We start from the raw sequence: 22,909 nt of genomic DNA, 5'->3' as shown, positions 1-22,909 counted from the left end.
CGCAGCCCTGGGTCGCGGATGAAGGGAAAGGCCACATCGTTCGATATCGCACACCTCGCCGGGGTCTCGCAGTCCACGGTGTCGCGGGCGCTGCGCGGCAGTCCGCTGGTCAGCGAGGAAACGCGCCGGCGCATCCAATCGGCAGCCGACACGCTCAACTACAAGGTGGACAAGAACGCTTCCAACCTGCGTCGCCAGCACACCGGCACGCTGGCGTTGCTGCTGTTCGAGGATCCCACCGCTGACGACTCGCACATCAACCCGTTCTTCCTGTCGATGCTGGGCTCGATCACCCGCGCCAGCGCGCAGCGGGGTTACGACCTGCTGATCTCGTTCCAGCAGTTCTCGCGCGACTGGCACGCGGACTTCACCGGTAGCCAGAAGGCCGACGGTCTGATCCTGCTCGGCTATGGCGACTACCAGTCGCACCGCGACAAGCTGGAGAAGCTGGTGGCGCAGGGCACGCGCTTCGTGCGCTGGGGTGCGGTGCTGCCCGGGCAGCCGGGCGTCTCCATCGGTTGCGACAACTTCGCGGGCGGCCGGCTCGCCACCCAGCACCTGATCGAACAGGGTTGCCGCCGGATCGCCTTCCTCGGCGACGCCACGCCGCACTATCCCGAGTTCCACGAGCGTTACCGCGGCTATGCGGCGGCGTTGCGCGAGGCAGGCCTGCGGGTGGACGAGGCGTTGCAGGCCGATGCCGAGACTACCGAACGCGCCGGCTACGAGGCCGCCGAGTTGCTGCTTGAGCGCGGCGCGGAATTCGACGCGGTGTTCGGTGCCAGCGACCTGATCGCCATTGGTGCCCTGCGCGCGCTGTCGGAACGCGGCCTTTCGGTGCCGGGCGACGTGGCGTTGGCCGGTTTCGACGACATCCCCATGGCCAGCTTCATCAACCCTTCGCTCACCACGGTACGGCAGGACACCGGCAAGGCCGGCGAAGTGCTGGTGGAACAGCTGGTGCGGCAGATCGGCGGCGAAGGCGCCGAAAGCGCGATGTTGCCGGCGCAGTTGAAGGTACGCCGATCCAGCCTGCGGCCCGAGCCGGAGCCAGCGTTTCGCAAGATGCTACGGAGCCAGTGAGTGCCCTCCACATTGTAGTGACCTGGGCACTGGCATAACCTGCTCAAGGAAGCACTGCACAGGAGGCAATGCGATCCATGGGGAGCTGCCGGTACGAACTCGCATCCAGCCACGCCTTCGAGCGCATCGCCGAGGCGTACGTGGCGCTGGATGTGGAGTGGCGCTACACCTACGTCAACGCTGCCGCCGCCGCCTTTCTCGGCCGTAGCGCCGAGGAGCTGCTCGGCAAGTGCGCCTGGACGGAATTCCCGGAAGAAACCGTCAGGCCGTTCCGCGCGGCCTACGAACAGGCCATGGCCGAGCAGCGGCCGTGCATGGTCGAGGCGTGGTTCGCACCGCTCGGGCGCTGGTTCGCCAGCTGGGCCTATCCCGCGCCCGACGGGATCACGGTGCTGTTCCAGGACATCGACGCACGCAAGCGCGAGGAGTTGCGGCTGCAAACGCAGCAGCAGCTGATGGAGCAGGCGCAGCAACTGATGCACGTGGGCAACTGGAGCTGGGACGTCGCCGCCAATCACGTCGTCTGGTCGGACGAGCTGTATCGCATCTACGGCGTGGATCCCGCGCAGCATGCGGCCAACGTGGAGGCTTATCTGGCGCTGGTGCATGCGGACGACCGGGAGCGGGTGCTTGGCATCATCCAGCGGGCGTTGCACGATGGCGCCGCGTTCGAGTTCGAGGAACGCATCGTGCGACCGGACGGCGGCGAGCGCACGCTGTGCAGCCGCGGCGTGGTGGAAACCGACGCGGACGGCCGTGTCACTCGCCTGCTGGGCGTCTGCCAGGACATCACCGCGCGCAAGCGCGAGGAGCGCATGTCCGCGGGCTTGCACCAGATCCTGCTCGACATCGCTGCGCACAAGCCGTTGGCGGCGAGCCTGGAGCGCATCGCGCGCCAGCACGAGGCGATGAACCCGGGTTCGCTCTGTTCGCTGTTGTTACTCGATGGCCAGCGCCTGTTGCACGGTGCCGCGCCAAGCTTGCCGGACGATTACTCCAAGGCCATCCACGGCCTGACGATCGGCGAAGGTCGCGGCTCCTGCGGGACGGTGGCATGGAGCGGCAAGCGCGTGGTGGTCGAGGACATCGCCACGCATCCGTACTGGGAGGATTACCGCGAATTGGCGATGTCGTACGGCTTGCGCGCCTGCTGGTCGACCGCGGTGCCAGGCAGCCACGGCGAGGTGCTGGGCACGTTCGCGGTGTATTACCGCGAACCGCGCGCGCCGCAGCCGGACGAGCTGGCGAGCATCGACCGCCTGATTCCACTTGCCGGCATCGCCATCGAAAGTGCCCGGTTGCTTGGCGGTCTGCGCGAACGCGACCGCTTCTTCGAGATGTCGCAGGAAATCTTTTGCATCCTCGATCCGCGCAGCGAACGCTTCGTGCAGTTCAACCCCTGCCTGCAGCGCCTTACCGGTTACGGCGAGGACGAACTGAAGACTCTCGGTTACCGGCAGTTCCTGCAGCCGCTTCAGGGCGGCGATGCACCGGAGGCGATTCCAACCACGGTGGAGCCGGGTCAGACGCGCGAGTTCGTGAACCGCTGCGTGGCGAAAGACGGCAGCGAGCACCTGCTGGAATGGACGTCATTCGCCACGTCGGATGGCTTGCTCTACGCCGTGGCGCGCGACATCACCGAGCGCCACCGGGTCGAGCAGAAGCTGATTCATGCCGCCAGCCACGACTCCATCTCCGGCCTGCCGCGCCGCGCCATGCTGGACGAAGCGATGGCGCGCATGCTTGACAGCCCATGGAGCGAGGCATGGGTGGTGGTGGTTGGCCTGGACCGCTTCCAGGTGGTCAACGAGTCGGTTGGCCATGTGATCGGCGACGACGTGCTGCGTCGAGTAGCAGACCGTCTGCGCGCGGCGGTCGACGCACAGTGGCTGGTCACGCGCATCGCCGGCGACAAGTTCGCGATGGCGGTGGACGGCATGAACCACGAGGAAGTGCTGGCGCTGGCCGAGCGCTTGCGCGCGGAAGTGGCGCGGCCCATCGAGGGCCAGGACTACCGTCTGCTGTTGACCGCCAGCGCCGGCATCAGCCATGCGCCCGTGCATGGCAGCACGCCGGCGGCGTTGCTGCGCGGTGCGGAGGCGGCCATGGTGCAGGCCAAGCGCGACGGCCGCGATCGCATCGGCGAATTCAGCGTGGCGCAGAAGCGCGCGCTGGACGAGCGCGTGATGCTGGGGGGCCGCCTGCGCGATGCATTGCGCCATGACGAATTGGTGCTCTATTTCCAGCCGCAGTACCGCGCGCTCGACCATGAACTGACCGGCTTCGAAGGGTTGCTGCGATGGAACTGCGGCGAACTGGGGCAGGTTTCGCCGGCGCGCTTCATCCCGGTGGCCGAGGCGTTGGGCATGATGCCTGAGATCGGCGGCTGGGTATTTGCGCAGGCCGCGCGCCAGATGCGCGAATGGCTGGACCGCGGGCATCGCGGCTTCACCATCGCGGTGAACGTTTCCGCGCAGCAGGTACAGCATCCGCACCTGGTCGAGCAGGTGGCCGAAGTGCTACAGCGCTACAACGTGCCGGCGGCGATGCTGGACATCGAGATGACCGAGAGCGCGCTGATGGAGAACGTGGCGCGCATCCGCACGACGCTGGCGGGCCTCAAGTCGCTGGGCGTGCAGCTGTCGCTGGACGACTTCGGCACCGGCTATTCCAGCCTCGCTTACCTCAAGCAGTTCCCGATCGACAAGTTGAAGATCGACCAGAGCTTCGTGCGTGATCTGCCTGCCGACGAAGACGACTGCGCCATCGTGCAGACCATCATCGAGCTGGGCCACCAGCTGGGCATGCTGGTCTCGGCCGAAGGCGTGGAAACGCAGGCGCAAGCCGCATTCCTCGCCGGTCTGGGTTGCGATGAACTGCAGGGCTACGCCCTCGGCATGCCGCTACCCGTGATGGATGCCGAGCGCTACTTCGTCGGTGTGCGGGATTCGTTTCTCGTCTGAATCCCAGCCTGGGAACTTGTTCAAAACCCCGTGTCTTGTGTCGGGCACGGCTTCACGCCGAGGCCGCGTATTTCTCCACGGGCGTCTTGCGCTTCGTATCCATCCGACCATTGCCAGGATGACGAATGCCCTCGGTTTCCAGATAGACCGTGCCGCGGTCGTGCCGTCCATCGCCTGGGTGGAAATGGTTTCGATGTCCGCGGCACAGCTTGCCTGCAGTTTCGGCGGATTGAATCCGGCCGCTTCTCTTGGCAGTTCTTTCCTTTCACTCAGGGCATCCTGCCCTCCACCCTTCAGGCCAGCTTCGCCGTTCGCCGCGCGCCTGGGTGGCGTAGGCCAGCAAAAAGGAACTTGGTCGCCGGCAGGCGTCTGAAACCGCCTTGCCCCTCGCGGCAACACAGAACATCCCGGCCACAAATTCGAAAGGGCAAACTGCAGATAAGGAACAGACTCTCGAAACCCGTTCAATACCTGCCGGAATGGCGATGCGAGGCCGGCACATCCAGGCGGCACATCATGGAGTGCTATCTGTAGGCAGCGGCACAACGCGCAACGCGCCGACATGGGCGTCGTTCAACGGTCCTTCGCTGCCACCAACACCGCCGGTGTAGTGCGCATTGTGCGCGAGGTCGCTCATGTTGAAGCCGTCGGCCAGCGTGAAGCTGCAATGCGCACCGGCATTCGCGCTGAACCGCGCGGTGGTGGAAAGCTCTTCGCCCACGCTGTGCGGCATCACTATCGGCACGCGTTGCTTGGGGCTGCCGTCGCAGCTGATGGCGAGCATCCTCACTGCGGCGGTGATGCCGGTGCTGATCGGTCCGTGGTCGTTGCGGTAGCTCAGGGCCACCTGATAGCTGCCGGTGCCGGGTGCGACCCACGCGCGCGGCCAAGCGCCATCAACGCTGGCGAACGGACCTTCGCACTGCGCCGGGCTGTGCAGCGATTCCAGGCCGCCGGCGCCGGTTTGCGTAAGGCTGAAGCATTGCAGCACGTCCGCCACCGGAACCGAGAGCTTGCCCTCGATGGCGCCAACGGGCTTGCCGTTGAGGTAGAGCACGCCAGGTGCCGTGCTGCGCACCAACCAGTCGGTGCCGTCGCGCGTCACCTGCGGTGCGGCGGGCGCCGACGGCGCGAACGGCGGCACCGTGCCGCGCACGCCCAGCACGGGTACCTTGATCGCCATCAGTTGCACCACGCTTTCGTTGCCGCGTTGGGCGGTGTCACCGGCCACCAGCAGGTTGCCGTCCAGTTTCTTCGGGAGTTTCAGGGTGATGCGCTTGTCGGGCAGTTGCAGGCTGATCGAATCCTTTTGGCCAAACAGCATCGGCACCAACGACACGGGCAGCTTGGGCTCGATGCGGCCGTCGTTTTCGAGGCCGAACACGCCTTCGTCCACCACCGCAAGGTAGGCGGCCACCGACCACAGCTGGCGCGGCGAATCCACCACCGGGCCGCTGAGCTTGCCGTCGTCGACGTGCGGGGCTTCGGTGGTCAGCTCGTAGTTCTCCATGTTGGAGCCGGCCAGCGCCGCGCCGCGCATGACCGAGGCGATCTCGAATGCGATGTGTTCCGGGTCGTTGAGCTTGCGCGCAGCGCGCAGCGCATAGGCACTCACGAACGGCCAGATTGCTCGGTTGTGGTAGATCGGCTGGTCGGTGCGCTCGGGCCAGATCACCGGGCTGCCGGCAGGCCACGCCGGGTAGTTCGCCATCGTTTGCCGCGCGCGGTCGCCGTCGGCCACACCGCTGTCGATGGCCAGTGCGATGCCAAGCAGGTCGTAGGTGTCGAAGGGCGCGCCGTCGCCGCCGATGTAGCTCATGTACATGCCGCGGTCGTCGCGCCAGAAGTGCGCGTTGATCGCGGCCTTCAGCGCGTCGGCCTGCGCCTGGTAGTCGGTCGCGCGCGGATCGTGGCGCTCGCCCGCGAGGCGCGCGGCGAGCAGCAACGCCTGGTAATGCAGCACGTTGGTGGACAGCGAGAACGATTGGGCGATGAACACCACGTTGTCCTGCGTCCACGCGGGATAGGTCTGCTCGCGCCAATCGAGGAAGGAGGTCTCGCCGCGGTACAGACCCATGTTGGCGTCGAATACGTACTGGCGATCCTGCTCCAGGGTGTTGGTGAGCGCCTGCCAGGTGTCGCTGGCAAACGCATTGTCGTCGAGCAGGTGGCGTGCGGCGAGGAACCACGCCACGCGATCCGTGCTCACCGGCCAGCTCCCGCCCGAGCCGGTGTCCTGCATCACGTATGGGCCTTTCGGCGCGTCGGTCGCGCGGGTATCGGAGAGCTTGAAGCGCAGGCCGTTGCGCGAGCGGGCGTCGTCGTAGCGCCACAAGCCGAGATCCACCGAATACGAGAGGTCGCGCGTCCACACGTAAGGCCATTTGTCGCCGGTGGCGAAGCAATCGCAGGGAATCGGCTGGTCGTGGTCGTAGGCGCCGTCGCGGATGGCGCTGACGGAATCCTGCCGCAGGTCGTCCTGCGCCATCGCGTAAAGGCCGTCGAACAATGGACTGGCGGTTTGTACCGCGTACGGTGGTGCGGGAATCAGGCGCTTGTCGTGCGCGGAGTGCAGCAGGAAGCCGCCGCCAGCCTGCACCTCGATGCTGGCCGTCTGGCCGCGCCATTGCAGGCTGTCGTGCCACATCGGGCCGTGAGCGCCGGCGGTCAAGGCCATCATCATGCTGCTGAAAATGCTCATGCCGAAATATCCGTGAACTGTGGGGCGTCGCCGGCTCGTTGCCGAACTGCTGATCTGTCGTGGAACGCGGATCCGCCCGCCGTCGTTGTCATCTCGCCCTCCATCCGGCTGGCCGGCAGCCCTCGCCGTCGCGGTGTGCGCAACCGGCAGCCAGTCTACGCGCATGTGGACTCCGAGAGGTCCTGCTGTTCGGCGCGAACGGTGTCCCTTCCGCCGAAAGGCGGAAGGGACACCAGTTTCACTGCGCGAGAATCGCGCCGTAATGCCCTTCCACACTCACCGTGACATTGCCGTTGCTGACCGTGTACTTGGTTCCGGTGATCAGGTCGGTGACCTGGCTGCCGTTGGTCATGCTCTCCTCGTACACCGGCACGGTCACCGTTTCGGTGTTGCTGGTGCCGTTGAGCACCACCGCGAGGCGGTTGCTCTTGTCGAAACGGGCGAATGCGTAGATGTCGTTGGTATCGTCGGTGACCAGCGTCATGAAGGAGCCGGTGCGCAGCGCCGGATATTCGTTGCGGATGCGGATCAGTTGCTGGGTAAGCGCGACTGCAGCGTTGCTCGTGGTGGCCTGGGTCCAGTCGAAAGTGCGGCGGTTGTCCGGATCGGCGCCGCCTTGCATGCCGTATTCGTCGCCGTAGTAGATGGTGGGCGTGCCCACGTAGGTCATCTGGAAGATCAGGCCCAGGTAGGTTTTCCAGATGTCGGCACCGCAGCGGGTGGCGAAGCGCTCGGTGTCGTGGCTGCCCAGGAAGTTGGTCATGGTCTGTTGCACGTCGATCGGCAGGTCGGCGCGCGTGCCGAGCAGCCAGCTGTCGAGCTGGCTGGGAGTCAGTGAAGCGCTGTTGCCGCTTTCGTCCACGCCGCAGATCCATTCCGACGCCGGCTGGGTGAAGCCGTTGTAGTTCATCGCGCTGTCCCACTCGGCGCCGTCGTCCAGCCAGGACGAGGCGTCGCCCCAGTACTCACCGACGATCTCGGCATTCGAGTTCACCGACTTCACGGCGGTGCGCAGCTCCTGCATGATCTGGTGGTTGGTGGTGTCGCTGCCGTTGTTGCCGCCGGCGTCGAGGTATTGCGCCGCGTCCAGCCGCCAGCCGTCGATGCCATAGGGCTGTGCCAGATAAGTCTGCACCACCGAACCGGCGTTGCCGTAGATCTGGTTGCGCGTGGCCGAGCCGCTGGCGCCGTAGTCCAGCTTGGGCATGCTGGTAATGCCGAAGAACGTGGAATAGCTGCTGGGCCAGGTCTGGAAGGTGTAGTAGCTGTAGTACGGGCTGGACTGCGACAGGTATGCGCCCGGCTGCGAGCAGGTGAGCGAATCGTAGGTCTGCGCGCCGAACCAGCAGTTGCTGTCGCCGCTGTGGTTGAACACGCCGTCCAGGATGACGTAGCCGGCGGGCCCGTTGCTGGCGCTGTGGATGTCGCCGATCAGCTGCTGCAGCGTGGTGTTGCTGCCGAAGGCAGGGTCGACGGTGTAGTAGTTCTGCGTGTCGTACTTGTGGTTGGTCGGGGAGGAGAAGATCGGGTTCAGATAGACGATGTCCGCGCCCAGCGTGCCCTTGATGTAGCTCAGCTTCTGGTCGACGCCGGCGAGGTCGCCGCCGAAGAACACCGCACTGTTGCAGCCGCTGACGTTGGAGGTCACGGCCGTGCCCCAGGCGTGCTGCTCGGTGGCGCAGCCGGCGTAGGTGTACTCGCCGTTGGTGACGTCGTTGCTGGTATCGCCGTTGTAGAAGCGGTCGGGGAAAACCTGGTAGATCACACCGTTCTTCATCCAGGCCGGTGTCTTGAAACCGGGGATGATGAAGAAGTCGCCGGAGGAGGGCTCGCTGCTGGTGATGCCGGCCGCGTTGTACCAGGCGGTGGCGGTGCCGTCGTTGATCTGGAAGCGGTAGTACTTCTCTGACGAGCTGGCGGAGATGGTGCCCTGCCACAGATCGTAGGTGCCGGTGGCGTCGTTGGCCACCCATTGCATCGCCACCCAGTGGTACTGGCCGTCGGCACTGTCGTAGTACTTGATGTTGGCGCTGGTGATGTCGCCCTTGTAAGTGCGGAACGTCAGCGTCACCGGCGTGCTTGCCGTGGGCTCGGGGGCGCTGTCGTAGACCGGGCCCTGGTCGTGGAACAGGCCGGCCCATTCGACGTTGTTGTCGTTGCTGGCGGCGCGCGCCGCGGTGCTCCACAGCGATGCGCCGGACAAGGCAAGCGCCATGCACAAGGCAAGCGGCAACCTGTGCAGGCCACGCGATTCACGCTTCATCGGATGACTCATCGAAACCCCTCCTGGTTGGACTGGGCTGATGTCGCCGCGCTCGCCGTGCCCAGGGCCGGCATTTCCTCGCGTGGCGGCGATGGAAACCATGTCTGGCAGCAGGACTGCCACTCGCGCCGCGCCATCCGGCGCGGCGCGCCTGCCCTCAGTGCGCGGCAGCCGCCTGCAGCTTCACCGTGCGTGCGGCACCGGCATCGAGCTTGAGCACGGTGAACGCGCCGTAGCGGTCGCTGCCCGTGCTCCAGCCTTCGCCGTTGGCGGCCTCAAGCGCGGAAGCGGTGGCGTAGTGCTGCAGCGAGCCGTCGACCGTGCTGGCGGCAACGCCATGCACCCGCACGAGATAGGCGTGCAGCGCGGGGCGGTAGCTGCCTTCGGCCGCGGCGGTGCTGAAGCTCACTGTGTCGCCCATGCGCTGCGCGGCGAGACGCTGTTTGAAATACGCGCCGTCCGCGTAGGCGTAGGTCTCGCCGTCGTCGTCGTAGTAGTCGAAGTGCGTGGCTTGCGCGGCGGGGAACACGTCGACGTTCACCGTCGCCACCGCGTGTTCGCCGGTCCAGTCCATCACCGGCTGGGTGGGGATGATGGCGCCTTCGCGGACGAACAGCGGGATGTCGTCCCAGGTCTTCGCGTCCGTCGCCACGGTGATGGTCTGGCCACCTTGATAGGTCTTGCCGCTGAACCAGTCCGTCCATGTGCCGGCGGGCAGGTAGATCTGCTTGCTGGTCTGGCCCTGGGCGACCACCGGCGATACCAGCAGCCAGTCGCCGAACAGCCAGGCATCCACGTCGTTGCGCAACTTCGCATCGTTCGGCCACACGAAGTTGAGCGGCTGTACCAGACCCACGCCGTGTGCGCTTGCGCGGTGCTGGTAGGCATAGATATAAGGCAGCAAGCTATAGCGCAGGCGGATGGCCTTGGTGGCCGCGGCTTCGGCCACCGGGCCGTAGCGCCACGGCTGGCGTTTTTCATTGTCGTCGCCGTGCACGCGGAAGATCGGCACGAAGGCGCCGAATTCGATCCAGCGCGCGTAGTTCTCGTCCGAGGGATGGCCGTGGAAGCCGCCGCCGTCCATGCCCCATTGCGTCACGCCCACGTCGATCGCGCTGAGCATGCGCTCGCGCTGGCCGGCCATGCTGGCGAAACCGGTGGAGATGTCGCCAGACCACAGGCCGTAGGCGTAGCGCTGGGCGCCCAGCCAGAAATCACGGTTGATCGACCACGCACGCAGTTTCGAGTACGCACGCTGGCCCTCGTAGGTGGCGCGCTGCATGTTGAGGAACTGCGTATTGCTCGGCGTGGTGTCGGCTTCGTCGTTCCAGAAGCCCACGATGCCGGTGTCGAAGCTGTGCTTGAGGTAGTCGTTGAACCACCATGCGCGGGATTCGGGTTCGTCGAAGTCGATGTCCTTCACCGGCAGGTGCGAGAAGTAGTCGGGGCTGGCCTTCTCGCCGGGCAGCCACAGGCCGTGCGCGGTGGCGTAGCGGCCTTCCACTGTATCCACGTGCACGCGCGGTTTCATGATGCCGGTCATGTGCACGCCCAGTGCATCCATGTCGGCCTTCAGCTTGCCGGTGGGGCCGTCCGGGAATTTCACCGGGTTCCAGCTGAACTCGCCCCAGTCCTTGCCCCAGTTTTTCCAGTCGAAGTCGAAGGTGAAGGCATCGAGCGGGATGTGCTTGGCGCGATAGGTGTCGACGATGCCGCGGAATTCCTTTTCGTCGATGCCCCATTGGCTGTTGATGAAGCCGTTGGCCCACTTCGGGAACAGCTGCGCGTGGCCGCTGAGGTCGGCGAGCTCGCCGAACAGTTCGGTGGGCGAGCCGGCGAGGATGTAGTAGTCGGCGTCGGGGCGCGCGGTCTTGTCGATCGCGATGCGACCGTGCGCGAGATTGAAGTCCGCCCCGTCGCAATCCACCAGCACGCCGTAGCCGGCGGTGCTCCACACGAAAGGTGCGCCGGGATGGCCTTGTTCGCCGGCCTTCGCCACCTGCTTGCCTTCGCGCAATATGCCCGCGCTGGTGTCCTTCTCGAAGGCGTCGTAGCCGCCGATGCCGTACAGCGCGTCGCCGGCGGCGTGGTCGAACACAATGCGGCCTTGCGCGAGCGCGCCGAGGTCGGCCTGTTGCAGCAGCGGATGGCCCTGGGCATCGCTCACGTCGAGCCTGCCGGCGGCGCGATGCCAGATGGCGACGAGGCGGTCGGAGCGCAGTGTCACGGTGTCGCCGCTCTGCTGTACCTGTGGCTGGAATGCCGCCGTGCCGGTCGGCCTCGGGTCCATCACCAGGTTGGCGGACGTGGCGCCGCTCTTCGGCAAGTAATGCACATGCAGCACGCCGGGGGCGGCCAGCTGCAAGGTGACGGTGCCGTCGCCCAGCGTGAGGTTCAGGCGGTCGCTGCCGACGCTCTGCACCTGCGCGACGGCGGTGCCGGGCGCAGCGAATGCGGCAGGAACAAGGCCCAGGCCCAGCAGCACGGTAAGTGCGAGCGTGCGCCGTTTCGGTGTCGTCATCATGCTGCTCCTTTGAAAATCAATGCAGGATTGCGCTGCCGTAGGCGGGCAGTTGCAGGTGGCCGTCGGCAACGGTGGTGCCAGGCAGAGTATGTTTCAGCAAGGTGTGGAAACGTTGTGCTGGCAGGGTCACCGTTTGCGGTGTGCCGGCCAGGTTGTGCAGCACCAGGACGTCGCCCTGCGCGTCGTCCAGTTCCCACGCGGCGACATGCTCGCCGGCGTCGCGCCAGTTGTGCAGCACCCCTGTGCGCAATGCGGGGATGTCGCGGCGCCACTGGATCAGCATGCGATACCGGTTGAGCAGCGAATGGGGGTCGGCCTGCTCGGCCTCCACGGATACGGCGCCCCCGTCGCCCGCGCTCCAGCTTTCCCATGTCGTCTCGCCCCCGCCCTTGCCGCTGCGGTACCAGCGCATCGGTTCGCGCAGGTGTTCGTCGGGCTTTTCGCCGCGCATGCCAAGCTCCTCGCCGTAATAGACGAAGGGATGGCCGGGCAGGGTGAGCAGCATCGCCGCGGCGGTGCGCATGTGCTCGGGGTTGTCGTCGAGCTGGCTCATCACGCGCTCCTGGTCGTGGTTCGACAGGAAAGGCGCATCGTCGAAGCGGCCGTGCGCATCGGTGCGGAAAGCGTCGTACATGCGCTCCAGCGTGGCACCGATGTCGCGATCGCGTTCCTGCTTCGCGCTGTCGACCAGGCGCGTGGCGAGCGGGAAGTTGAACACCGCGTCCAGCGAGGCCATCCATGGCGGCAGTTCGTTTTCATGGTGTCGCGCCACTTCCCCGACCAGCCACGCATGCGGGTTCGACGCATCAATGCCCTGGTGGAATTCATGCCACCACGCGAGGTTTTTCTTCAGCGCGGCCGGACTCTCCATGTCGGCCTCGCTGTCGTCATAGATGTGCTGCGCAGCATCGAGCCGGAAGCCGTCCACGCCCTTGTCCAGCCAGAAGCGTCCCACCTTGACCATCTCCGCACGCACGGCCGGGGTGTCGTAGTTGAGGTCGGGCATCTGTGCCGTGAACACGCCGAGATAGAACTGCCCTGAACTTTTGTCCGCGCCCGGTAGTGGGTGCCACAGCGAGCCGCCGGTGGCACTGATCTGCTTGAGGTCGGTGGCGGGCGTGGCCCATGCGTACCAGTTGCGGTATGGGCTGCGCGGATCCCGCGCGGCTTTGAACCATGGCGACTGATCGCTGGTGTGGTTGATGACCAGGTCCATCACCACCTTGATGCCGCGCTTATGCGCTTCCTGCACCAGGCGTTCGAAGTCCGCCATCGTGCCGTACTGCGGGTTGATCGCCTCGTAGTCGGTGATGTCGTAGCCGTGGTAACTGGGCGAAGGGTTGATCGGCATCAGCCAGATGCCGTCCACGCCCAGCGATTTCAGGTAATCAAGCTTGGCGGTGACGCCATCGAGGTCACCCACGCCGTCGCCGTTGGTGTCGTACCAGCTGCGCACGAAGATTTCATAGTACGTGTCCGAGGGCGCCTGTGCTGTTGTCGCAACAGCGGCTGTGGCGGCCGATGCGGGTGACGTGGACAGCAGCAGCGCAACGGACAGCAGCAGCGGAAGGCGAAGGTGGATTTTCATGGAACATCCGTCGTTTCTCGGCCGGGAATATCGCCAGCAGCGGTTTTTGACATCGCGCCGGCAATGGCCCGTAAGTGGCCGCCAGGAATGGCTGCCAAAAAAAAATGCCCCGCCGGACGGGTTGGTACGCGGCGGGGCGGTCGGGGAGTGGCAATCGTCGGAACTTAGAACTTGTACGAGGCGCCCAGCGAGTAGGTGCGGCCGTAGCGTTCCCAGATCAGCACCTGGCGCGGATCGTTGTTCTGATAGGTGGAGAAGATCTTGTTCGACAGGTTGGAGCCCGTCGCGATCAGGGTCAGGTTCTTGAAGGTGCCGCTGCTGAACGTGTAGCTCACCTGTGCGTCGTAGGTGCTGCCGCCCTTCAGCGTCTGCTCGATGCGCGAGGCGCTGATGCCCGACACCTCGCCCAGGAAGCTGGAGGTGTAGTCGTCGCTGATACGCGCCTCGAAGCCGTCGTGCTGGTAGTACAGCGTGCCGTGGGCCACCCACTTCGACAGGCCCGGCACGGTGATCGGCGTGGGATTGCTGCCGTACACCAGCGAGCTGTCGTTGTGGGTGCCGGTCAGGATGGTGCCGAAGCCGTCGAGTACCGGGGTGAGCAGGTTGAACGGCAGGTTCAAGGTGACCTCTTCGCCACGGATGAAGCCGTGGCCGTCGTTGGTCGGACCGGAAACGATGCCGTACGGTGTGCCGAGCTGGGCCTGCTGCGCCGAAGTCAGGTAGTTCGGAATGAACGCGCTGAAGTCGTACAGGTAGGCCGCGTTCGGGTCGATGTAGTCGTGCAGGCTCAGGAAGTAGGCCGACACCGCGACATAGCCGCCACCGCCACCGTTACGGCACAGGTCCGAGTTCTTCTGGTCGGCGTCATTGCACTGGTAGCCGCCGGTGATCGGACCCGAGAAATAGTGCTCGTAGCTGATGTTGTAGTTGTCGGCCATGGTGGGCAGCAGCCCGGCATTGCCGCCGGTGGAGCTGAAGAACGCCTGGTTCGGATTCGTGGACGCCAGGTTCGTGATGTTGCCGCTCACGCTCTGGCTGGCGTTCATCTGGTCCATGCGCGGCTGGGCCATGGTGCGGGCGGCGCTGACACGCAGGTCGTCGTTGTCGGTGAAGCCGAAGATCAGGTTGGCGCTGGGCAGGTAGCGGGTGTAGCTGGTGCCGCCGGTCACCGGGATCAACTGGGTCTGGCCGCCGGTGAGCGAGCTGCCGGGCGCCACGCGCTCGCCATCCGAGGTCTGGTTGGTATGGTCCACCTGGATGCCGAAGTTGCCGCGCAGGGCGACGGCGCCCAGGGTGGTGTCGAGGTTGAACTGCAGGTAGGGATTGAAGTCGCGCTCATGCACACGCCAGTCCGGCGGCAGCGGCAGCGACGACATGAAGGTGGGGACTTCCACCAGGGTGCCGTTGTCGATCAGGCTGAACGGGTTGTAGCACTCCTCCGAACCCATGCCCATCCATGCCAGCGGGCTGCAGGTGCTGCCGCTGAACGGTGCCGTCATGACCGCATTGCCGCTGCTCAGGGTGCCGCCGCCCAGGGTCAGGAAGTCCTGGGTGATGTTGTAGGTCTTGGTGCGGGTGGTGTCAGACAGGCCGAACTTCAGGCTGGAGAAGATGCCGCTGTCGAAGTCGCGCTCCACCGCGACGCGGAAGTTGGCCAGCCAGTCGACGGTATGCGGTGCGTTGATGAAGCCCGCCTGCACCACGTTGCTGCCCGAGCCCCAGGCCTGCGGGTCGGTCAGCACTACGCCCTGGGTGTAGTCGAGCGAGGGGACGGCGTAGAGCATGCCGTCGGGCAGCTCGGCGAAGCCGAAGTTGCCGGGCTGGCCGCGCGTGCCGGCCGCCGCATCGTAGTAGCCGGTGCCCGAATAGCTTTCCAGGTTCACGTCCTGGCGGGTGGCGCGCGAGTAGTTGGCGTCGGCGTCGATCGACCAGTCTTCGTTGATCGTGAACTTGTTGTCCCAGTTGAAGTTGTAGACGCGGGCGGTCGTGCTGTTGAAGTCGTTGCGGATCACCGGGTCGATGTTCTGGTACGTGCCGCTCTGCACGAAGCCGTTCTCGACATTGCCGGGCACCAGGGTCGGACCGGGCTTGATCGCGCCGTTGCCCCACAGGAACGGCAGCTCCATGCCCTTGGCTACCTGGGTTTCCTTGAAGTTGTCGTAGGTGAGGTCGAGCGTGCTGGTGTAGTGCTCGTTCGGCTGCCACTCGAAGGTGGCCAGCAGGCCGTTGCGCTTCATCGAGTCGGTGATGCCGTAGTTCTTCGAACCGCCGATCACCTGGTCGCCATTGCTGTCGGCCAGGTAGCCCCACGGCGCCTGGTGCTCGATCTGCGTCGGGTTGTTCTCAAGGTCCACGCCCAGCGTCACGCCGAAGGTGTGGTCGGCGAACTGGTCCACCCACACGCCGTTGACGTTGTAGCCCTTGTTGCTCACGCCCTCGCCCTCGCCCGGAGAGAGCTGGGACATGCTGTTCCAGATGTACTTGGCGTTCACGGCCGCCTCGGGGCCGCTCTTGTCCAGCGGGCGGATGGTATGCATGTCGGTCGTACCGGCCATGCCCTGGCCGATCAGGTCGGCCTCGGGCGAGAGGTGCACCACCACGTTGTCGAACCAGCTCGACGGGTACTGGTCGAGCGCCACGTCGCGGTTGTTGTTGGTGCTGACCTGCTGGCCGCCATTGATCAACACGTTGGAGAAGTCGGGGCCAAGGCCGTGGATGTTCAGCACCTGCGGGCGGCCGTCCACGTCCTGCGCCGCGATGCCTGGCAGGCGGCCCAGCGCATCGGCGATGGAGGCGCCGGGCAGCTTGCCGACCTGTTCGGCCGAGACCGCCTCGACGATGGTGTCGGCGTTCTTCTTCAGCGCGGTGGAGTTCTCGATGCTGCTGACGAAACCGTTCACCTGCACGGCCTGCATCTGCTTGGCCTTTTCCTTGTCCTTCTTGTTCTGGCCGTCGGACTGGGAATTGGCGCTGGTGCCGGTAGTGGTGCCCTGCGAAGTCGCCTGTGTGTCCTGCTGCTGCGCGGCAGGCGCGGTGGCGGCATTCGCCACGGCGCAGGCGCCGAAGCAGGCCGTCGCGATCGCCATGGCCAACAGCTTGTGTTTCATCAGCATGTTTTCGTCTCCCCACGAAGAATGATTATTGTCGTTGTCGCGCGAACCGTCCGGCGATTTCCTCGGCGGCGGCAGTCGGAAAGCCGGCTTGCGCATGCGTGCCCCTTTCGCGTGACTGCATGGTAGGCCTGCGTTTTCGACGCGAGCGATTCATGCATACGTATTCATGGCGCGGCTGAAATGCGGCCGCCGCAGTGCAGCATCACGCGGTCCGTCACGCCTTCTTTTGCGCGCCAGGCCGCGCCGTTGCTGAATTTCCTCGCATGCGGATCAATCGGCGGAAAATCATTTGGACGTCCATTTGTTTCGAGTCATGACGCGACTGCAGCATCCATGAATACGTATGCAGCACTGTGCAGGGTGCGCGCGGCCTGCCACTAAGCTGATCGCCACTTCGACGACAGGCGGATTGCCTCACGTCATGGGGACAGCAATGACCAATTCACCCTGGTGGCGCGGAGCCGTCATCTACCAGATCTACCCACGCAGTTTCCTCGATACCAATGGCGATGGCGTGGGCGATCTGCAGGGCATCATCGAACGGCTCGACTACGTGGCCAGTCTCGGCGTGGACGCGATCTGGGTGGCGCCATTCTTCAAGTCGCCGATGGCGGATTTCGGCTACGACATCGCAGATCCTTGCGATGTCGATCCGCTGTTCGGGACGTTGGGCGACTTCGACCGCTTGCTGGGCGAAGCGCACGCGCGCGGCATCAAGGTGATGATCGACCAGGTGCTCAGCCATACCTCGGACGAGCATGCGTGGTTCAAGGAAAGCAAGCAGGGCCGCGACAATCCCAGGGCCGACTGGTACGTGTGGGCCGACGCGAACGAGGACGGCACGCCGCCGAACAACTGGCTGTCGATCTTCGGCGGCAGCGCATGGCAGTGGGAGCCGCGGCGCGGCCAGTACTACCTGCACAACTTCCTCGCCAGCCAGCCGGACCTCAACTTCCACAACCCGGACGTGCGCGCCGCGGTGCTGGACAACCTGCGCTTCTGGCTGGACCGCGGCGTGGACGGTTTCCGCCTAGACTCCATCAACTTCTGCTTCCACGACGCGCAACTGCGCGACAACCCGGCCAAGCCCAAGGCCATGCGCACCGGTCGCGGCTTCAGCGCGGACAACCCGTACGCGTTCCAGTACCACTTCCACAACAACACGCAGCCGGAGAATCTTGCGTTCCTGCAGGATCTGCGCGCGCTGATGGACCGCTACCCCAACATCGCCACGCTGGGCGAGATCTCCTCCGAGGATTCGCTGGCGACGATGGCCGAATACACCAGCGGCAGCCGCCTGCACATGGGCTACAGCTTCGAGCTGCTCACCAACGACTTCAGCGCTGCCTACATCCGCGACACCGTGCGCGCGCTGGAGGCGAAGATGACCGAAGGCTGGCCGTGCTGGGCGATCTCCAACCACGACGTGGAACGCGTGCTCAGCCGCTGGGGCAAGGGTCGCGCTTCCGCTGCGATGGCGAACCAGCTCACTGCGATGGTCTGTGCGCTACGTGGTTCGGTATGCGTCTACCAAGGCGAAGAACTGGGCCTCACCGAAGCCGAGCTGCCTTACGAAGCGCTGCGCGATCCCTACGGCATCACCTTCTGGCCCGAATTCAAGGGTCGCGACGGCTGTCGCACGCCGATGCCGTGGGACGACGGCGAGCACGCCGGCTTCAGCCGCGCCACGCCATGGCTGCCGGTGCCGACCGAGCATGGTGCGTTGAACGTGGCGTACCAGCAGGACGATCCCGCGTCGGCACTCAACGGCTACCGTCGCTTCATGCGCTGGCGGCGCGAACAACCCGCATTGCGTCACGGCAGCATCCGCTTCCTCGAAACGCCCGAACCGGTGCTCGCCTTCGTGCGTGAACTGGGCGACGAGCGCCTGCTGGCGGTGTTCAATCTTTCCGCCGCAGCGGTGGAGTGTGCGCCGCCGCTATCGGACGCATTGCAGCCGCTGCAAGGGCATGGCCTGGTGGAAGGCGCGATGAATGGCGGGCGTTTGAGCCTGCCGGCTCACGGCAGCTTGTTCGCGCGCGTGGTTTGACTGTGGCGCCCCAACGAGGAGCTTTGCACCGCGATTTCGCAGGTTCCTCTGCCGGGTGCAAGTAGCTTCACAGCAAGCCGGGAATCAACGCCTTCGTGTGCCGCATGTATTCCGTGTAGGTGGCGCCGAACTGCTCGCGCATCCAGTTTTCCTCATGGCGCAGCTTGTAGGCGAATGAGGCGAAGACCAGCACCAGCGCGATCAGGCCGCGCCATTCGCCTATCACCAGCGCGCTGCCCAGCACGCCCGACAACATGCCGGTGTAGATCGGGTGGCGAACCCATCGGTACGGCCCCGCGGTCACCAGTTCATGGCCCTGCTTCAGCTGCACCGTGGCGCTCCAGTTGCGCCCGAGTGCAACGCGCGCCCAGCACGCGAACGCCAGGCCCAGCAGCAATACGGCCAGCCCGACGCACGGCCACGCCATGCCATGCGGCAAGAAGCGCTGCCCCAACCAGGGCCAAAACCGTCCCAGGGCCCTGCCGAACAGCAGCAGGAAGGCGAGTATCAGCGGCACGCGGTAGGTCAGGAACGAAGCCCAGCCATCCACCCGCGCCGCCGCCTTGTTGCCGAATGCACTGATGAACCAGTACAGCAGCCAAGCCACCCAGGTCACGGCGACGGCAAGCTTGGTGTAGTTCTCGAAGGGCGACATGACGGTAACCAGCGAGGACGATGCGCCAAGCATGCGCCGTTGCCATGGCCTGATCGAGTGACGGTTGTCAGGTGGCTTATGACCAGCCGCCCGCTTTCGCTTTCGAAAGCCGGCGTCAGCCTGGGGCGGTTATCGCTACGCAAACGCCAGACGAGCCTGCCGCGAGGCGCCTTAGAGCGGCGTGTGGCTGCACGGCGTCCTGCTGTCAGCATGGCTTTCGAACGCCTTGCGCTCTGGCCGCTCGGCCATGTCGGGGTAGAGCATCAGCGCGCAGTCGGTCCAGCCGGTCACGGGACAGAGCGCTGCGGTATCTGAGCAACCATCTCGCACCCACCTGCCATGCCACCGCAAACTTCTTCCATGAGTGCCGTTCGGAGGCGCATACGCATGGCGCGCTAATACAGCAACCTCACATTTAGCTGGAGTTGGGTGTCGATGATTCTTGCGGGCAATCCGTATTCGGCGCGCAGCGTTGACGTGCTGTCGATGCGCAGTACTTCAGCCGTAAGGCGCAGATAGCTGCGCGGTCTCCAATTCAAGGCCCCGGTCACCGCATTGCCGTGCTCGCTTTGACTCCAGTCGATATCGCTCGAAGGCGTCAGGGTGCTGAAGTGCTCGATTCGCAAAGCGGGACGCCATGCGCCGCGATTCCATCCCGCGAGCAAGAAGGCGGAGCGGTAATGCGTGCGCTGGTATGCGTCCTCTATGGGTTCGATGGTGGTGTAACCGTCCAACGCCTGCGCGATCCAGGTGATGGCGCCGGTATCCGTGCGCGCACCAGCGCTCCAGAAACGGGTTCGCCAGGCGTATTGCTCGTCACCGCCGGCATAAGGAGCGGATGCGCCCGGATCGGCATGGTTGTCGTAATGCATGACACTCACGCTCGTCTCACCCGGCGCGTGCCAACTGACGGCCACATAGTCGCCCCAGTGCGATGCGCCGATACTGCGGAACGGGTCGTAATAGTTTGGCGGCGTCTCATCCTCCTCGCTGACCTCGGCATCGGGTTCGCGCAAGCGAGTGCCGATGCCGGAAACCAGATCGCCGATGGACCAGCCCCGTATGGCCAGCACGGTGCCCGCAGGATCGTCGCGACGGAACAGCGATGCACGGAAATCCCAGTTGCTGACCTCGCCGCGATGCTCCAGCTCAAGCTCGCCGCCGACTGCGCGCAATTCCTCTCCCGTCCAGGTATTTATGGCGGAAGAGCTGAGTGTCCACGGGCTGGTCCAGCCGACGCCGTCGTTCTCCATCGATACGGGAGGAAACAGCGCGCCAGCGCGCAAGGACCAGCGCCATGGTGTCGTGGAGACCGGACGGTAGCGAATCCAGCCTTCCAGCAAACTGACTCTGCCACGGTCGCCGGTCTGGTATTGCACCTGCCCCATCGCGAGCAGATCCGGCGTGATTTGTGCCGCGCCGTATAGCGCGGCACCGCCAAAATGAAGCTGTGTCTGGTTGCCGCCGTAGCGGGTTTTTCCGAAACCTCCGTTGGTCCAGCTGGTGTCGTCGGGTGCCGCGACCAGCCGCTCATCGATGTAGGCATGCAGAACATAGTCCTGCGCGCGCAGCGATGTGGCAGCGATCAACAACGCAAGCATTGGGTACAGCCGACGGACTTTCATACGTCACTGCTGTCGAGTTGGATGGCGACGAAGTCGTGGAGCGCCCTGGCCTGCATCGGCCTTGCCACAAAAAAACCTTGTGCGTGATCGCAAGCGATCGAGGACAGGTAATGGAGCGTACCTTCGTCCTCCACGCCCTCTGCTGTGACCTTGTACCCGAGGTTGTGACTGAGCTCCACGATTGAACGCACGATGACACGGTCATCGACATCGTCGATCAGGTGTTTGACGAAGCTCTGGTCAATCTTCAGTTCGTCGACCGGAAGCCGGTGCAGGTATGACAATGACGATTGGCCTACACCAAAGTCGTCGATGGCAATCTGAAAGCCGTGCTCGCCAAGTTGCTGCAGCACACGCAAGGCCGATTCAAATTCCCCGATCACCGCACGCTCGGTAATTTCCAGCGTCAACAGCGCGTGCGGCAAACGATGCAAATCGGTCAGGTCGGCAAGGTATCTAGGAAGGTCCACATCGCCCAGATCATGAGCCGAGAGGTTTACCGCCATGCTCAGATTCAAACCTTGCTCATGCCATCGACTGGCCTGAGTGACCGCCGCACCCAGCACCCAGCGGGTCAGGTGCTGGATATTCCCGGTGTCCTCCGCCATGGCGATAAATACGTCAGGCGATATCAAGCCCCGCTGCGGATGATTCCAGCGCACCAGAGCTTCCACGCCCTCCAGGCGGCGCGTCGCCAGCGTCAACTTGGGTTGATAGTAGAGCTCCAGGTGGCCCTGCGTGATCGCTTCACGCAGCTCCCCCATCAGTGAAAGTCTTTCCGGGCGATGGGGGTCGATCGATGCATCGTAAAACGCCCATGCCTTGGACGAACCGGCAGCAGCGAACTGAGCAGTTTCGGCGTAACGGAGCAATGCAAAGGCGGCGATAGCATGAGTGGGGTAGAGGGCAATGCCGATGGCAGGCCCCATGTCGATGCTCACCCCGGATTCCGTATAAGGCATGGCAAGTGCATCGAGAATGCGGTTCGCTGCATTGACAGCGTCATCGGGATCGCTCCCCGCAAACCATGCGGCGAAATTGCCATCGGTGGCGCGTGCGACCTGGGCGCCGACTGCGGCGCGCTGGATACGCTCGCCAGCCTCGCGCATCAAGCGATCGCACAGCGCATGCCCCATGGTCTTGATGATCTCCAGCCTCCGTGTAAGGCCGATCATCAACAAACTGCCACGCGTCACGTTGCCGGCCATGTCTCGCGCGATGTCATCCTCGATCGACGCGCGGTTTGGGAGGCCTGTTACGTCGTCGTGTGTTGCCTGGTGATAGATGCGTTCCTCGCGCTGCTGCACGGCTGCCGCCATTGTGCCGATGGCGTTGGCCAGCGCGCCGATTTCGTCTCGTCGGTTCGAGCGCGCCGGGACGTGATAGTCGCCTTGCTCGATGCGCTTGGCCACGGTGGCCAGCCACTCAACCGGCCGCGAAACGTTGCGTGCAATCACCCAGATGCCCAGCAGGCCGGCAGCCAGTCCCAGCGCGAGCAGTGCCAACCAGGCCAATACAAGGTTGTGGTAGGGCCGTAGTGCGTCGTCCAGCGAGTAACCAAACAGCGCCACGACGGGCGCACTGTTGTCGGGATGCTGAAGCGGTTGCGCCAAGACGATGTAATCGCTCTGCGCGATTCGGCGCAACCCAGGCTCGGTGGGGAAATCACCGGTGACCTGTTCCAGCCCGCGTGCGAAAGGCGTGGATCGATCGCCTCGCGCCACGGCACGCCACTGAGATGGTGCCATTTGCACTTCCAGCGCCACATCGCGCCGCAACGTGCTCAGCTCTTGCATGTGTGCGAGCAGTTCGTCGTCGACCTGCACATAGACCACGATCAGCCCCACCGGCTGAGGTGCGTAGATGGGCACGACAACGATCCAGTAGACGTGCCCTTGCACGGCGGTCATCACGGCGGTCTGCTGATTGAAGGCTCGCTGGATCAATTCGGGAAACTGAAACAACTTGCCATCGGCATGGCCGTCAGCCGTGTCTGCGGCGATGGTGTCATCCATATTGACGAGCTGCATCCGCGAAGCGCCTACCCGGCGCCCATGATTGTGCAGGACCGAGAGCACGGTGCCGCGATCTCCCTGGGCAATGGCCTGGCGCAACGCGAAATCCAGCGCAATGACGCGCACGTTGCCCGCAATGCGCGCGGAAACGTCCTCCATCTGCGCAGTGAAGGCCTTGGCGCTGGCGGCCAGCTGGCGCTCGCCATCCACGATCAGCGCATGCCGCGTCACACCATAGACGAGTGCGCCGGTGATCAGCTGCAGCGCCGCCAGCATTCCGACGAAGAACAACGCAAGGCGGAGGCGGAAGCCGAGGACCATACGCATCG

General features: G+C 64.8%; 11 protein-coding genes. 3 read left to right on the top strand and 8 right to left on the bottom strand.

The window, feature by feature from the left end:
• Positions 1-18 precede the first annotated feature (18 nt).
• Positions 19-1,083 carry a LacI family DNA-binding transcriptional regulator gene (locus IHE49_RS05845; protein WP_192155832.1) on the top strand — a complete coding sequence of 355 codons (1,065 nt, stop codon included), beginning with the start codon at positions 19-21 and terminating at the stop codon, positions 1,081-1,083.
• 77 nt (positions 1,084-1,160) lie between these two features.
• A complete protein-coding gene (locus IHE49_RS05840; RefSeq protein WP_192155831.1) occupies positions 1,161-4,046 on the top strand; it encodes an EAL domain-containing protein in 2,886 nt (961 codons plus the stop codon).
• 514 nt (positions 4,047-4,560) lie between these two features.
• Here the strand turns inward: IHE49_RS05840 and IHE49_RS05835 are convergent.
• From IHE49_RS05835 to IHE49_RS05815, 5 genes are all read right to left on the bottom strand, one after another.
• A complete protein-coding gene (locus tag IHE49_RS05835; protein WP_192155830.1) occupies positions 4,561-6,747 on the bottom strand; it encodes a Six-hairpin glycosidase-like protein in 2,187 nt (728 codons plus the stop codon).
• 238 nt (positions 6,748-6,985) lie between these two features.
• On the bottom strand, positions 6,986-9,010 hold the full coding sequence (locus tag IHE49_RS05830) for a glycoside hydrolase family 13 protein (protein ID WP_192155829.1): 2,025 nt from the start codon (positions 9,008-9,010) through the stop codon (positions 6,986-6,988).
• 157 nt (positions 9,011-9,167) lie between these two features.
• A complete protein-coding gene (locus tag IHE49_RS05825; protein WP_192155828.1) occupies positions 9,168-11,531 on the bottom strand; it encodes a TIM-barrel domain-containing protein in 2,364 nt (787 codons plus the stop codon).
• A gap of 19 nt (positions 11,532-11,550) precedes the next feature.
• On the bottom strand, positions 11,551-13,122 hold the full coding sequence (locus IHE49_RS05820) for an alpha-amylase family glycosyl hydrolase (protein ID WP_192155826.1): 1,572 nt from the start codon (positions 13,120-13,122) through the stop codon (positions 11,551-11,553).
• A gap of 164 nt (positions 13,123-13,286) precedes the next feature.
• The gene (locus tag IHE49_RS05815) at positions 13,287-16,229 is read right to left on the bottom strand and encodes a TonB-dependent receptor (protein WP_225578208.1); all 2,943 of its coding nucleotides are present in this window, start codon (positions 16,227-16,229) and stop codon (positions 13,287-13,289) included.
• A 439-nt stretch (positions 16,230-16,668) separates the two neighbouring features.
• Between IHE49_RS05815 and IHE49_RS05810 the strand changes: the two genes are divergently transcribed.
• Positions 16,669-18,285: an alpha-glucosidase family protein gene (locus IHE49_RS05810; protein ID WP_192155824.1), complete on the top strand. Its 1,617-nt coding sequence runs from the start codon at positions 16,669-16,671 to the stop codon at positions 18,283-18,285.
• A 67-nt stretch (positions 18,286-18,352) separates the two neighbouring features.
• On the opposite strand, the gene IHE49_RS05805 is transcribed toward IHE49_RS05810, so the two are convergent.
• The 3 genes from IHE49_RS05805 to IHE49_RS05795 all read right to left on the bottom strand — a co-directional run bounded on the left by IHE49_RS05805 (position 18,353) and on the right by IHE49_RS05795 (position 22,907).
• Positions 18,353-18,973 carry an isoprenylcysteine carboxylmethyltransferase family protein gene (locus IHE49_RS05805; protein WP_225578207.1) on the bottom strand — a complete coding sequence of 207 codons (621 nt, stop codon included), beginning with the start codon at positions 18,971-18,973 and terminating at the stop codon, positions 18,353-18,355.
• Positions 18,974-19,335: 362 nt separating this feature from the next.
• Positions 19,336-20,541, bottom strand: a complete 1,206-nt coding sequence (locus IHE49_RS05800; protein ID WP_192155823.1) for a hypothetical protein — start codon at positions 20,539-20,541, stop codon at positions 19,336-19,338.
• Between the two features lie 20 nt (positions 20,542-20,561).
• Positions 20,562-22,907 carry an EAL domain-containing protein gene (locus tag IHE49_RS05795; protein ID WP_192155822.1) on the bottom strand — a complete coding sequence of 782 codons (2,346 nt, stop codon included), beginning with the start codon at positions 22,905-22,907 and terminating at the stop codon, positions 20,562-20,564.
• Positions 22,908-22,909: the final 2 nt, after the last annotated feature.

It is taken from the genome of Rhodanobacter sp. 7MK24 (assembly GCF_014842995.1).
Lineage (GTDB): Bacteria > Pseudomonadota > Gammaproteobacteria > Xanthomonadales > Rhodanobacteraceae > Rhodanobacter_A.
Note: the sequence above shows the minus strand (reverse complement) of the source record. Positions and strands in the feature narration are given on the sequence as shown.

Coding starts and splice junctions, on each gene's coding strand:
- IHE49_RS05845 (WP_192155832.1), top strand. CDS start 19: ATGAAGGGAAAGGCCACATCGTTCGATATCGCACACCTCGCCGGGGTC.
- IHE49_RS05840 (WP_192155831.1), top strand. CDS start 1,161: ATGGGGAGCTGCCGGTACGAACTCGCATCCAGCCACGCCTTCGAGCGC.
- IHE49_RS05835 (WP_192155830.1), bottom strand. CDS start 6,747: ATGAGCATTTTCAGCAGCATGATGATGGCCTTGACCGCCGGCGCTCAC.
- IHE49_RS05830 (WP_192155829.1), bottom strand. CDS start 9,010: ATGAAGCGTGAATCGCGTGGCCTGCACAGGTTGCCGCTTGCCTTGTGC.
- IHE49_RS05825 (WP_192155828.1), bottom strand. CDS start 11,531: ATGACGACACCGAAACGGCGCACGCTCGCACTTACCGTGCTGCTGGGC.
- IHE49_RS05820 (WP_192155826.1), bottom strand. CDS start 13,122: ATGAAAATCCACCTTCGCCTTCCGCTGCTGCTGTCCGTTGCGCTGCTG.
- IHE49_RS05815 (WP_225578208.1), bottom strand. CDS start 16,229: ATGAAACACAAGCTGTTGGCCATGGCGATCGCGACGGCCTGCTTCGGC.
- IHE49_RS05810 (WP_192155824.1), top strand. CDS start 16,669: ATGACCAATTCACCCTGGTGGCGCGGAGCCGTCATCTACCAGATCTAC.
- IHE49_RS05805 (WP_225578207.1), bottom strand. CDS start 18,973: ATGCTTGGCGCATCGTCCTCGCTGGTTACCGTCATGTCGCCCTTCGAG.
- IHE49_RS05800 (WP_192155823.1), bottom strand. CDS start 20,541: ATGCTTGCGTTGTTGATCGCTGCCACATCGCTGCGCGCGCAGGACTAT.
- IHE49_RS05795 (WP_192155822.1), bottom strand. CDS start 22,907: ATGCGTATGGTCCTCGGCTTCCGCCTCCGCCTTGCGTTGTTCTTCGTC.